The organism is Flavobacterium sp. HBTb2-11-1, assembly GCF_009826975.1.
Lineage (GTDB): Bacteria > Bacteroidota > Bacteroidia > Flavobacteriales > Flavobacteriaceae > Flavobacterium.
This window is the reverse complement of sequence record NZ_WUMO01000013.1, coordinates 53,985-66,920: the sequence shown is the minus strand read 5'-3', so window position 1 is coordinate 66,920 and position 12,936 is coordinate 53,985. Positions and strand designations below refer to the sequence as shown.

The following is a 12,936-nucleotide window of genomic DNA, read 5'->3' as shown; positions in this document are numbered from 1 at the left end:
AACTAAAATTAACAAAATTTAAACAATATTTATCCATTTAACCAAAAAAACGCTAACTTAGCTAATGCACTTTACTGGTTTTTAATTAGTTGTATTTAATGAATTTTATCTAAAAGAATTTAACAATGAACAAAATCTACTCCTCAGCAATTTTACTTAGTCTTTTTATTTTTTCTTGCAAAAAAGAGACTCCTCCAAGTCCAAAACCATTAGAAATTTCAGTCACTTCTGTTTTACAGCAAGATGTAAAATTAGAATCTGAATATACGGGGCAGACTTTTGGTCAATCAGATATACAAATTAACCCACGAGTTGATGGTATTATCGAAAGCATGAACTTCAAAGAAGGAAGTTTTGTTAAAAAAGGACAAGTGCTTTATACCATTGACCCTTTACCGTATAAAGCTAAACTTAACGAAGCTCAGGGAGTAGCAGCAGAATCACAGGCGCGTTTATCTAAAACCAAATCAGATTTAGATATGATAACGCCTTTAGCAAAAATGAATGCTGTCAGCCAGCGCGAACTGGTCTCGGCAAAAGCGGCGTATAATGCTTCATTAGCGCAAATAAAAGCTTCTGACGCTTCGGTACAAAATGCAAAGATCGAATTAGGCTATTGTCAAATTTTAGCTCCAATTTCAGGATTAATCGGCATTTCCAAAGTTCGTGTAGGCGATTATGTAAGACCTGGTGCAATGTCTATTCTAAATACTATTTCAGACTTAGGAGATGTAAGGGTACGATTTACTATTAGCGAACAAGAATTTCTGCGTCTTTTTAGAGAGTTCAACAAACCTAATTCGGCCTTAAAAGGCTCGGGAGCAACTGTAACTATAAAATTATCTGACGGTTCTACTTATCCGGAAACAGGAAAAGTAAGTTTTGCCGACAGACAGATTGATCCTTCTACTGGAGCAATCACATTTGAAGCAACATTTCCTAATCCAGATAAGTTACTTCGTCCTGGACAATATGTAAAAGTCGCACTGCTTACAGACATTCGTAAAGAAGCAATCGTAATTCCGCAGCGTGCTGTGATCGAAGTTCAAGGAATCTATCAAGTTTATGTAGTAGGCAATGATAATAAAGTCCAAATGCAGATCGTAAAACCCGGTCCAGCTGTTAAAAACGGATATATAATTGAAGAAGGGTTAAAACCAGGAGATAAGATAGCCATGGGAGGTACTTCTTTATTAAAAAATGGAAGTGTCATTACTCCTAAAGTCGTTCAATGGCAATTGGGCGATCCAGAAACTGTAGCTGCAAAGTAATCTAAATCACATACTATTATGGGAGAATTTTTCGTCCGAAGACCGATTGTTGCCATTGTAATTAGTATTATCATTGTGATACTTGGATTACTGGCATTACAAAAAACACCTATTTCGCAATATCCGGATATTAATCCACCTGTTGTAAAAATTACCACTTCTTTTACTGGAGCAAATGCACTGAATGTGGAACAAGCAGTGGCAACTCCTATTGAGCAAAAGGTAAATGGTGTTGAAAATATGCTGTACATGAAATCGATCAACACTTCTGATGGTGCTTGTACCATTGAAGTTACTTTCGATGTGGGAACCAATCTGGACAATGCCAACATGCTAACGCAAAACAGGCAAAACCAGTCTGCCCCATTTATGCCTTCGAGCGTAAAACAACAGGGTGTGGTGGTAAAAAAATCTCTATCGTTTCCGATGATGTTATTTACCATTACGTCTAACAATCCAAAATATGACGCCAAGTTTTTAAATAACTACGCCAGTATAAATGTCGTTGATCAGCTGGCTCGTATAAAAGGAGTTGGAGAAGTTGCTCTCTTTGGAGGAAGCGATTACTCCATGCGTATTTGGTTAAAGGCAGATATGATGAGTAAGCTCGGCGTGACTGTTGAAGATGTCAAAAATGCACTGAATGCACAAAACATGATTAGTCCAGGAGGAAAATTTGGGGCTGAACCAGCACCTCCTAATACTGAATTTACATACGGTGTAACACTTCAAGACCGATTAGTTACTGAAAAAGAATTTGGAAATATTGTAGTTCGAAGCAAAGATGATGGAGCGCAAGTTTTATTGGGCGATATTGCCCGCATCGAATTAGGAACTGAAAATTACAGTTCAACAGCTAGAAGAAACAGCTCTCCAAGTGCCGTTGTGGCTTTATACCAAATGCCTGGAAGTAATGCTCTTGATGTGGCAGAAACTGCAAAAGCCACTATGAAGCAATTGTCTGAGAGATTTCCGCAAGATGTTGTATACCAAGAATCCTTAGATACTACACTGGCCATTACCGCCGGGGTTGATGATATTGTCCATACTCTTTTTGAAGCCATTATATTGGTTATTCTAGTGGTATTTATATTCCTGCAAAACTGGCGCGCTACTTTAATTCCGTTAATTACAGTTCCTGTTTCGCTAATCGGTACTATCGCAGTTTTCCCAATGTTAGGATTTTCGATCAACACGCTTTCTCTTTTAGGATTAGTATTGGCAATTGGTATCGTAGTCGACGATGCGATTGTGGTTGTAGAAGCCGTAATTCATCATATCGAACATGGAAAAACCCCTCGAGAGGCTACCGTTCAGGCAATGAAAGAGGTTTCTGGACCGGTAATTGCCATTGCATTGATTCTGTGTGCCGTTTTTATACCAGTAGCGATGACGCCTGGAATTACGGGCCGTTTTTATCAGCAATTTGCCATAACCATTGCCGTCTCGGTCGCCTTTTCAGCATTTAGTGCTTTATCTTTAAGTCCCGCACTTTGTGCTATGCTTTTAAAACCGACAAAACCTCTTGACCAGCAAAAAGGATGGCTTGCTAAATTCTTTTCTTGGTTTAATAGAGTTTTCGAAAATGTTACAGGAAAATATATTGGCGGAGCAACCTTTTTTGCTAAAAAAGCAATGCGAATTATTGTTTTACTAGCCGTGATACTTGCTTCGATTGTTCTTTTAGGCAAAAAAATTCCGTTAGGATTTATTCCTGAAGAAGATCAGGGGTATGTTTTGGTAAATATTGCTTTACCACCTGCATCATCATTACAGCGTACCGATGAAATATCAAGAAAAGTAGACAGTTTTCTTAAAGAAGAGAAATCTATTCTGTCTTATACAACCATAAACGGATTTAGTATGCTTACAAACTCCTATCAGCCTAATAATGCTTTCATCTTTATTTCGTTAAAACCTTGGGAAGAAAGAGCTGAAACGGCTAAACAGTTTGTAGACCGATTCAATAAAAAACTGGCCACTCAAATTACGACAGCAACCTGTTTTTCATTTGGTCCGCCTGCAATTCAAGGTTTAGGTGCTTCTGCTGGATTTAGCTTAATGTTGCAAGATCGTGGAGGAAATACTCCGCAATACTTAGCTGAACAGACACAAAAATTTATTGCCGCGGCACAGCAGCGACCTGAAATAAAACGAATTTATACCACTTTTAATGCTGGTACTCCACAAATTAAACTAGATATCGACAACGACAAGGCAATGAAATTAGGAATACCTGTTTCTAAAGTCACCGAAGCGCTTGGAGCATTCTTAGGAGGAAGTTACGTAAATGACTTTAACCGTTTTGGGCGTCAATACAAAGTTTACGTACAGGGAGAAGCTGTCAATCGTGTTAAGCCAGAAGATTTAAACATGATTTATGTGAAAAACAATAAAGGCGACATGCTTCCAGTTTCGACACTGGTTACAGCAACAAAAGTTTCTGGCCCCGATTTCACGAATCGTTTAAACTTATTCCGATCTGCTGAAATTGGAGGAAGTCCGAACGACGGTTATAGTAGTGCGCAAGCTTTAACTGCATTGGAAGAAGTGGCCAAAGAAACTCTGCCTGCAGATATGAGCTACGATTACATCAACTTATCGTATCAGGAAAAACATTCACCTGGAGGATCATCCGTATTTATTATGGCATTGGTTTTTGTATTCTTAATTCTTGCCGCGCAATACGAAAGCTGGAAACTGCCATTTAGCGTACTGCTTGGAGCTCCTTTTGCGGTATTCGGAGCATTTTTAGGACTTCTTCTAGCAAGATTTGGAAGTGATGCTTATGTCAATAACGTTTTTGCGCAAATCGGACTCGTTTTGCTTATTGGATTGGTAGCGAAAAATGCCATTCTGATCGTTGAGTTTGCCAAAGAAGAATATGAAAGAGGAAAACCTCTTTACGAATCGGCAATGTACGCGGCAAGGCTTCGTTTTCGACCGATTCTGATGACTGCTTTTGCTTTCATTCTCGGGGTTGTTCCGTTATTGACTGCTACAGGTGCAGGTTCTCAAGCTCGTATTGTAATGGGAATGGCCGTATTTAGCGGCATGTTGATCGCCACCGTTTTAGGTGTATTAATTGTACCGGGTCTATTTGTTATGATTGAAAAAATTGGACACAAGAAAGAAGAAACAATCACAACAGGAGAAAACAATGTAGAATCAAATACTACAGACCATGAGTAAGAAATATAAAATAATCGTTATTGTATTGGTTCTTTCCTTATTTCCGGTAGGATGTATGGTTGGTCCAAAATATAAAAAACCTGAGCAGTTAAAATCAGATTCCTATATAAACGAAAGAAATTTAGACAGTCTCGCTTCCGTAACCAATTTAAAATGGTTCGACCTGTTTAATGATGATGTTTTAAAAGGTCTTATTCAAAAAGGTCTTGAGAATAACTATGATCTAAAAATTGCAGTTTCAAGAATTGAGCAGTTTCGTGCCCAATTAGGTTATACCAAAGCCGATTTATTTCCTAGCATCCAATATGGAGCTACTATAAACAGCAACGAGAAATACATTACTCCATCAACTGCTGGCGCAACTATGTCTTGGGAACTTGATTTCTGGGGTAAATTTCGCCATGAAAATAATGCTGTTAAAAATGAACTTCTAGCGACAGAAGAAGCTCGTAAAGTAATATTGTCTGATATCGTCGCCAATATTGCCATAGCATACTTTCAGATGCGAAACTTTGATGATCAGCTGGAAATAACAAAGCATACGCTTGAAACAAGACAAAAATATTATGAAATTATAAGCGAGAGATTTGAAAAAGGGTATATCTCTGAAGTTGACAAAGTACAGATTGAACAACAGGTTGCCATTGCCGAAGCAGCAATTCCTAACATAGAAAGACAAATAACCTATCAAGAAAATGCCATTGCACTGCTTACAGGTCAGCTTCCTACTGAAATTCCGAGAGGGAAAAGCAATACCGAGTTACAGATCGTCAGCAAAATTCCGTTATCGATTCCGTCTGCCTTATTGGAAAATAGACCCGACGTAAAAGCAGCCGAATTAAGATATGTGGCTGCCAATGAAAGAATTGGCGTAGCTCAAGCAATGCGTTTTCCGTCTATCAATCTAGCTGCAATTGCCGGATTTGCCAGCGCCGATTTGAGCAATCTGTTTCTAGGAAGTTCGTATTTGCAAAATGCTTCTGGAGGAATTGCTGGACCAATATTCGCTTTCGGAAAAAACAAAAGAAGAGTTGAGATAAACAGACAACAGGCAGAACAGTACAAATTCCTTTATCAGAAAACGTATATCGATGCTGTTTCAGAAGTAGAACAATCCATACAAAATGTCAGAACTTATCAAGAAGAATGGAAAGCACGCAACAGACAGGTTCAGGCCGCTTTAATAAACTACAAACTATCTCATGAAAGATATGACAGCGGTTACGTTTCTTACTTAGAAGTTTTAGATGTAGAAACCAATCTTTTTAACGCGCAATTAAGCTTAGCACAATTATCTGAAAGACAATTAAGTTCAATGGTTGAATTGTACAAAGCACTTGGCGGGGGATGGAACTTATAAGGTGCAAAGGCTCAGAGCAACAAAGGTTCAAAGGTTTCTCAACTATTCTAAAAACAAAAACGAGGCTGTCTTTTGAGACAGCCTCGTTTTTTAATCTTTGTACCTCTGTACCTTTGCTCCTTTGAACCTTACGAATTAGCAGAACTCGTTAAACGCATCCTGTAAATTCTCAGCAATTAATTCAGCTGGGCGTCCTTCAATGTGATGACGCTCTAACATGTGAACCAATTCTCCGTTTTTAAACAAAGCCATAGATGGCGAAGATGGAGGAAATGGAAACATATGTTGTCTTGCAGCATCAACAGCTTCTTTGTCAACACCTGCAAAAACAGTAATTAAATGATCTGGTTTTTTAGCATTATCCAAACTCATTTTTGCTCCTGGACGTGCATTTCTTGCAGCGCACCCGCAAACAGAGTTTACAACAACTAAAGTGGTACCTTCAGCTTTGATAGCATTCTCAACAGCTTCAGCACTATGTAAGTCTTGAAAACCAGCAGCTGTTAATTCAGCTTCCATTGGTTTTACCATTTCTAGTGGATACATATTCTTGTTTTTTAAATTGTACTTTTTGAACTGCAAAGTTACAAAGTTTACTCGCAACTAGTTACTATGAAGTATAAAGTTTTGTTATAGTTTGATTGAGAAAGTCGAAAGTGTCAATTCAGTCCTTTTTTATTGGAATATTCTATGAAATAAAGCCTTTATAAATGGTACTTTCGGGCATTTTATGATTACTTTAAAATCTTCGATAAAACTCGTTTCTTCATCTAAGAATTTGAAAATCAATTCTGGATTTCCTTTTTTAAACAAAGAAGAAAAAATAGAACTTCCCAATTCATTATGTCGATAAAGTATATCCAAAAGCAATAAATCGTAAAACCAAAACCTACTTTTTTTATAAAACGATGTCATGCTGAGCGGAGTCGAAGCATTTTTCTCTTCAAGGAATTCAATCAATTTCGAAGATTTTTTATCTGAATTTTTAAAAGTATAACCTGTACTAGCTTTTGTCCAACCGCCAGCCGTACCAATATTCAAAACCCGTTTGGTATTTTTTTCCCAAAACGGATAGCAAGTCATAGGAATGCTTCCCTCCTCTTTTTCGAGAATTTGATATTGGCTTGCACCTAATTTCTTGAGATAAATTTGAATTTCATTTTCGTACTCTTCTTTAGGAAGCAATTTTTCCGAAAACAAAGTATATTCAACCAAAGCTTTTGTTTTTGAAGTTGGCAGCACATACATAAATCTTGTATTCCCTTTTTGATAAACTGAAAAATCCATGAAAGTCACTTCTTCAGGATTAAAAACTTCTTCTTCTGTTTTTATAAACCAGCCCACAAAATGCTGCTGCAAAACGGGATACTTATTTTGTTTTTCGGCGAACGCCTTTGTGTAAATGCTGTTAAATAAATAATTACAGGTAAATCTATTTTCTTCAGTTCCAACAAAAACATGAGTTTCCAATTCATTGATTTCGGTTACTTTTTCATTTAAAAAAGTAATATTCGATTGTTTTGAAATGACTTCGAAAACGAAATTATAAAAATCTAAACCGTTGATTTTATTATAAGAATAGGGTTTTAGATCTAAATCGCGTCTGAAATTCTCATTGGCAAAAAACGCCAAATCCCATTTTTTTGAAACCACCGAATTCCAGATGCTTCCTTCTTTTTGCCAAAAACACCAAGTTCTGTCATTGGCTTTCTTGATATCTTGATCTAATAATAAAATCGATTTATCAGAGAATTTCCCAGACAAAATCATTTTATAAACCGTCATCAAAGAGGCGAGTCCTGTTCCTGTAAAAATGTAATCAAAATGTGGAATTTGTGAAGAGTTCATTTTCAAAAATAAGAAAATTTATTCTTTCTTTTTTTCTAAAAAATTCAAAAAGAGACCGCAATTTATTATTTCATTTACCGTTTGTTTACAAATGATTTAATTCTATCTTTAGTTTTAAAAACATTTTTTGCCAGATGTATAAATTAATTCTTTTCATTAAAACTTACGAGCCTGATTTTAAAAGAGTTTATAAACTTTTAGATTCCATTGATGAGTTTAACAAAGACAACATTCCCGTTATCATTTCTGTAAATGATGAGCACTTTGATCTCTTAAAAACAGACTGTTTTGAAAAATATAAAGTATTCCGCGATTCTGAAATTATCACAACGGCCATCACAAATGGATGGAGATACCAGCAAATTATAAAATGCAATGTTTATAAACTAAATATCTGCGAAAACTATGTTGCCATAGATTCTGATGCAGTTTTTATACGGGATTTTTATATTTCTGATTTCATGTATGACGAGAATACGCCTTATACGGTTATGCAAGAGTCTAAAGATTTACTCGAAATCAATGAGCAGTTGGACATGGATTCTGAAAATCTATTTTTTAAAAGAGCTTTGAGAGATACCCGCCCTTTTTTTGGCAATAAAGGAAAAGAATGGGATTATGGCCCAAATCCGTATATCTGGAATTGCGGTGTTTGGAAACATTTTAACGATGTTTTTCTAAAAGAAAGAAATCAAAATTTCGATGAGTTTTTCATTGAAATAGATCAGAAAAGCTATTCGCCAAGCGATTGTGTCATCTATGGAGAATATTTATTAAAAACTAGACTTATAGATATTCTGCCAATTGGCAGTCTTTTTAAAGTGTATCATTACAAAGAGCAGCATGCAATCGAGAAAAAAGAATTAAGCATAGAACAGTTGCGTAAAATTTATCTGGGCGTTATCTACCAAAGCAATTGGAAGAAAAAGAAATGGTATCAATTTTTTTAATGAGCTGAAACTAATCTATTCGACGAAAGACTTCAATGATAAAAGCAAGAAAAGTTTATTTGGTATTTCTAAACGGAAAATCTAATGCGGGCGGTGCTGAACGCATGGTTCATTATTTGGATGAGTATCTTAAAAGCCGAAAGATTCTGACTGAAATAATTGATGAGGATCGTTTAAAAAACAGTTTCATAGGAAAGTTATACTGGAAGTTATTCAATATAAGACACTTTGAAAAAAGAAGAGCAAAATATATCGCAAGATTTACTACAGCTTTTCTTTGGTTGCATTATCGTTCGAACAAAAAGGTCATCAGCAATGGCGAACCCACAGCATATTATCCGACAGATTGTGTAATATCTCACGGCTGTTTTCATAAAATGGAATTGGAGTATGGCCGAACAAATCGCAAACTAAGCAGAATTGCAAAACTTCAAATGACAGCCTGCAAAAATGCTAAGAAAATAATAGCTGTTGAAGACAATGTCAAAAAAGATCTAATCCAATATTATGGAATTAATGGAGACAAAATTAGTGTAGTACCAAACTGTATTGATAAAACTAATTTTTATCCGATAAAAAAGCAATCTGCCGACTTTAAAACAATTGCATATATCGGCAGACTGGAACACGGAAAAGGCATTGCAGAATTGCAAGAACTGGCACAACTTGTTGAAAAGCAAAACGAATGGAGACTTCTTATTGCGTCAAACAATCCGTCAAATACTGAGCTTTTTCAAAATTTACTTAACACTGAAATTTTAGTCGGATTAACAATTGACAATATCAACGAACTGGCATATTCTCGAGCAGATATTGTTTTTTATCCTTCCTATTCAGAAAGTTTTGGAATGGTCACTATTGAAGCGCTTGCCAGCGGAAGACCTATTGCAGGAAATCCTGTTGGTGTTTTGCCCAAATTAGCCAAAGACAAACAGCCTGGCGCTTACCTGCTTCCAAAACAAATTGAAGAGAATATTTTTCAGTATTTTGATTATTGCATTGAAGACTCTAGAAAGTTCACGCCCGAAGAAATTCATGAATCCGCAATGAAAAAATTTAGTATAGAGTCCTATTTTGAACAAATGGACAAACATTTTTCCAAAGACATCTGATTGTCAGATTATTATTTTACAAAAAAGCCATTTTACTTATGAGAGTTTTATATTTCTACCCTGAGAATCCGTTACTTAAAACACAAGGAAATAACGCCCGAGCTTTGGCTCTTCTAGAATATTTTAAAAACAGAAATACTGAAGTTGACCTTGTAGGCGTTACAACAGATGTATATACAGAAAAAGAGCTAAATAAATTAAAAGAAGAAGAACTCATTTCAAAGGGTTATTTGCTTCCTATTTTTATTCGAAAGAAAAACAAATTAAAGTATTTCTTCTATCAATCTCTTCCTAACAGAATTTCGAGGAATATCAGCTTGTTTGACAGAACGCGCATCGGACATTATGAAACTTTTACTTCAATATTAAAAGCAAACCAATATGATATTATAGTAATCTCTTATGTTTATTGGTCCAAATTGGTAAAGAATCGCCCTGATATTAAAAACACTAAATTAATTATTGATACTCACGATTTCCTGACTTCTCAATTTCAAAACAAGAAGAAGTTTAAACTGGGCAGATTTTTTCAAAAAGAAATAGAAATCTTAAGTGATTTTGATAAAATTTTAGTGATTTCGCCTGAAGAAAAATATATTTTCTCTCAATTTATTGATAAGGAAATTGCATTGGTAACGCATAGTTTACCACAGAAAAGTGATTTAAGAGCAGAAAAAAAATACGACATTATTTATGTTGCCAGCGAAAATGAACACAATACAAAATCGGCAAAGTGGTTTTTTGATCATGTTTATCCTTTACTTTCAAAATCACTAAAAATTGCAGTTGTTGGAAAAATCACCAAATTTATAGATGATTATCCAAATGTGGAGAAAATCAGTTTTATTGAAAATCTGGATGATGCTTACTCTCAATCTAGAATTGCAATATGCCCTATGTTGAGTGGAACAGGCATCAAAATCAAAGTAATCGAAGCATTATCTCTCGGGCTTCCGGTAGTTTGCAATGAAAGAGGTGTTGACGGATTAGTAAACAAAAGCCATAATGGCTGTTTAGTTTCAAACGATCCTAACCAATTTGCAGATTATATCAATAAATTGCTAACCGATTCGGATTTCTATCGCAAAATAAGTTCAGAAGCTAATTCTTATTTTAGCGCTCATCATAGTCTTGAGGCAACTTATAGCTTATTAGACAAAGTTTTTGAGCTATAAAGAATCTAATTTTAAGAATAAAGTTTCTAAAGCTTGGTTTGAAAATGGTTCCAGACTTTCTTCAGAATTCTGATGCAGTTCTAACCAAAGTGATTTGTCGTGATATAATTCAAGTATAGCAAATGCAAATTCCTCTTTAGCATCATGAATCAACGCATTTTTTTTATGAGCCAACTTCATGCCTTCTGCACCAATTGATGTTGTAACTACGGGCAAATAATACTCAAAAGCCTGGCCAATTTTCCCCTTTACTCCAGCACCATATCGTAAAGGGGCAACCATCATTTTGTTGGCAATAAATAATGGTTTTATGTCTGAAACATGACCTGTAAAGATGAATCTCGAATCGGTGATATTTTTGACTTTTTCATTGATATTACCAATAACATTAACTTTTATGGTATCATTTGTCTCCCAGACCAGAGGCATAATTTCATAATATAAATAGTTGACAGCATCAATATTGGGTTCGTGCTGCGAGCCTATAAAAAGTATATTTTCACGATTTTCAAAAGGCAAAAGCTCTTCTTTATTGGCTTTTTGATAATGTATATTAGAAAGTATCATCAACTTTCGGTCATCAATATACTTTGCCATTATTTCTTTTTCAATAGTAGAAATAGTCAAAACCAAATCTGCTTTTCTGGCCAATATTGTTTCAATCCAAAAGAACTTTAAATAGTTTTTCCTTAACGAAATTCGGCTCGGATTAATTTTAATTGCTCTTTTGTACCGCAGAAAATGAATGTCTACCATATCATAAAGCGACTTGGCCAGTGGGAGCATTTTTGATACTCTTTTTACATTGAGATACAAAGCCTTCGCTCCATAATACCAGACAAAATCTACTTTAGAAATCGATGCGATAAAATCGAAATAGTTCGAATATTGATTAGTTTCTACAAAAACGATAGCACCTAATTCGCTGAAATAATTCACATAACCATTATCACGAAAAGTATTTTTTGAGCAAATAATACAATTGTAATCCTTTCTCTTAAAAAACAATATAATTTCTTTCAGCCTGTTGGAACCTGAATCATGTTCAGGGGCCGGCATGTGGTTGGTAAAAAAAACAATCGTTTTATTTAATGGGTTGTAAGTATTATAATTTGGAATGGATTGATCGAGCTGATTCTTAATTTCTTCTTTTCGTGTATAATAACGCCTAATGCTTTTAAATATTCCCATATTTATCCTCTTAAATACGCTTGATTTTTTCTGTTTGTTGTAATGACTGGACTGACCTCATTTTCTAATCGTCTTCTTTAAAACTCTTTCCGTAATTTTTATATTGTGTGAGAACATTAAAAAAAGCTGTTAATTAACAAAGCAAAAAACATATCTAATTGATTATCAAAAAATTTTTAGTTTACAAAGCTCTGAAACAATTTACAAATAAATTTTAAAAAGCGTCTAGAAACATATTATTTATTTCATAGTCAAAGAAGCGAAGTTTTATTGCTGCAAAAATGCTACTTTTTCAATTTTTCCAAAAGAATTTTAAACTCTTTTGTGCTCAAATAAATATTATACTGAAAAATGATTTCGTTTTTCTCATTCAAAACGCACAAGGTCGGATACGCAATTTGATTATTGATTGTTCCCAGCTCCAATGCCAGTTCGTGAACTCCGACATTGTTGCCCGATGGCAAGTATTTAAAAGTCCGCTTATGAAAAGTAATATCCCTTTTTTCCTCTGCATTAAAATCGATAAAATAGAAATCGGAGTTTAGTTTTTCTATAATTTCTTGATTTTTAAAAGTTGTGGCTTTCATTCGTTGGCAAAACTGACACCAATCGGTATGAATGAAAACCACGATTTTCCTTTTTTGGATTTGTTGCAAACTTTCTACTTCTTCAAAAGTTCTGCTTTTTAATTGGCAGAATCCTGTTGAAGTTATTCCGAAGAAGAAAATAAGTAGAATTAGCTTTTTCATTTTTTTTGTTTTGTTTGCCACAGATTAAAAGGATTAGAAAAGATTTTTTTTCGTTTGTCTCCCTGAGCCAAGTCGAAGGGCACTCCAA

10 protein-coding genes are annotated in these 12,936 nt (G+C 35.0%); 6 read left to right on the top strand and 4 right to left on the bottom strand.

The features are described from left to right. The first annotated feature begins 125 nt into the window (after window positions 1-125). Genes GR162_RS21265 through GR162_RS21255 form a run of 3 tightly spaced genes read left to right on the top strand, consistent with a single transcriptional unit; the run spans window position 126 to window position 5,823 of the window. A complete protein-coding gene (locus tag GR162_RS21265) occupies window positions 126-1,271 on the top strand; it encodes an efflux RND transporter periplasmic adaptor subunit (RefSeq protein ID WP_160783769.1) in 1,146 nt (381 codons plus the stop codon). 18 nt (window positions 1,272-1,289) lie between these two features. Then, window positions 1,290-4,463, top strand: coding sequence for an efflux RND transporter permease subunit (locus GR162_RS21260; RefSeq protein ID WP_160783768.1), 3,174 nt, complete (start codon window positions 1,290-1,292; stop codon window positions 4,461-4,463). After that, entirely contained in the window at window positions 4,456-5,823 is a 1,368-nt protein-coding gene (locus tag GR162_RS21255) for an efflux transporter outer membrane subunit (protein WP_160783767.1), read from the top strand. The genes GR162_RS21260 and GR162_RS21255 overlap by 8 nt, the downstream gene beginning before the upstream one ends. Before the next feature lie 135 nt (window positions 5,824-5,958). Here the strand turns inward: GR162_RS21255 and GR162_RS21250 are convergent, their stop codons facing one another. Continuing rightward, complete coding sequence (locus GR162_RS21250) at window positions 5,959-6,369, bottom strand: BrxA/BrxB family bacilliredoxin (protein ID WP_111368202.1); 411 nt, start codon at window positions 6,367-6,369, stop codon at window positions 5,959-5,961. Between the two features lie 129 nt (window positions 6,370-6,498). Further along, the gene (locus GR162_RS21245; RefSeq protein ID WP_160783766.1) at window positions 6,499-7,671 is read right to left on the bottom strand and encodes a lycopene cyclase family protein; all 1,173 of its coding nucleotides are present in this window, start codon (window positions 7,669-7,671) and stop codon (window positions 6,499-6,501) included. A 134-nt stretch (window positions 7,672-7,805) separates the two neighbouring features. Between GR162_RS21245 and GR162_RS21240 the strand changes: the two genes are divergently transcribed. From GR162_RS21240 to GR162_RS21230, 3 genes are read left to right on the top strand one after another with little or no spacing between them, the layout of a single operon-like run. After that, window positions 7,806-8,621 carry a DUF6492 family protein gene (locus tag GR162_RS21240; protein WP_160783765.1) on the top strand — a complete coding sequence of 272 codons (816 nt, stop codon included), beginning with the start codon at window positions 7,806-7,808 and terminating at the stop codon, window positions 8,619-8,621. A 35-nt stretch (window positions 8,622-8,656) separates the two neighbouring features. Further along, on the top strand, window positions 8,657-9,733 hold the full coding sequence (locus GR162_RS21235; protein ID WP_160783764.1) for a glycosyltransferase family 4 protein: 1,077 nt from the start codon (window positions 8,657-8,659) through the stop codon (window positions 9,731-9,733). Between the two features lie 38 nt (window positions 9,734-9,771). After that, window positions 9,772-10,908 carry a glycosyltransferase gene (locus GR162_RS21230; RefSeq protein ID WP_160783763.1) on the top strand — a complete coding sequence of 379 codons (1,137 nt, stop codon included), beginning with the start codon at window positions 9,772-9,774 and terminating at the stop codon, window positions 10,906-10,908. Here the strand turns inward: GR162_RS21230 and GR162_RS21225 are convergent. Further along, entirely contained in the window at window positions 10,903-12,099 is a 1,197-nt protein-coding gene (locus tag GR162_RS21225) for a glycosyltransferase (RefSeq protein ID WP_160783762.1), read from the bottom strand. The two genes, GR162_RS21230 and GR162_RS21225, sit on opposite strands and share 6 nt — an antisense overlap. Before the next feature lie 284 nt (window positions 12,100-12,383). Then, window positions 12,384-12,848: a thioredoxin family protein gene (locus tag GR162_RS21220; RefSeq protein ID WP_160783761.1), complete on the bottom strand. Its 465-nt coding sequence runs from the start codon at window positions 12,846-12,848 to the stop codon at window positions 12,384-12,386. Window positions 12,849-12,936: the final 88 nt, after the last annotated feature.

Coding starts and splice junctions, on each gene's coding strand:
- GR162_RS21265 (WP_160783769.1), top strand. CDS start 126: ATGAACAAAATCTACTCCTCAGCAATTTTACTTAGTCTTTTTATTTTT.
- GR162_RS21260 (WP_160783768.1), top strand. CDS start 1,290: ATGGGAGAATTTTTCGTCCGAAGACCGATTGTTGCCATTGTAATTAGT.
- GR162_RS21255 (WP_160783767.1), top strand. CDS start 4,456: ATGAGTAAGAAATATAAAATAATCGTTATTGTATTGGTTCTTTCCTTA.
- GR162_RS21250 (WP_111368202.1), bottom strand. CDS start 6,369: ATGTATCCACTAGAAATGGTAAAACCAATGGAAGCTGAATTAACAGCT.
- GR162_RS21245 (WP_160783766.1), bottom strand. CDS start 7,671: ATGAACTCTTCACAAATTCCACATTTTGATTACATTTTTACAGGAACA.
- GR162_RS21240 (WP_160783765.1), top strand. CDS start 7,806: ATGTATAAATTAATTCTTTTCATTAAAACTTACGAGCCTGATTTTAAA.
- GR162_RS21235 (WP_160783764.1), top strand. CDS start 8,657: ATGATAAAAGCAAGAAAAGTTTATTTGGTATTTCTAAACGGAAAATCT.
- GR162_RS21230 (WP_160783763.1), top strand. CDS start 9,772: ATGAGAGTTTTATATTTCTACCCTGAGAATCCGTTACTTAAAACACAA.
- GR162_RS21225 (WP_160783762.1), bottom strand. CDS start 12,099: ATGGGAATATTTAAAAGCATTAGGCGTTATTATACACGAAAAGAAGAA.
- GR162_RS21220 (WP_160783761.1), bottom strand. CDS start 12,848: ATGAAAAAGCTAATTCTACTTATTTTCTTCTTCGGAATAACTTCAACA.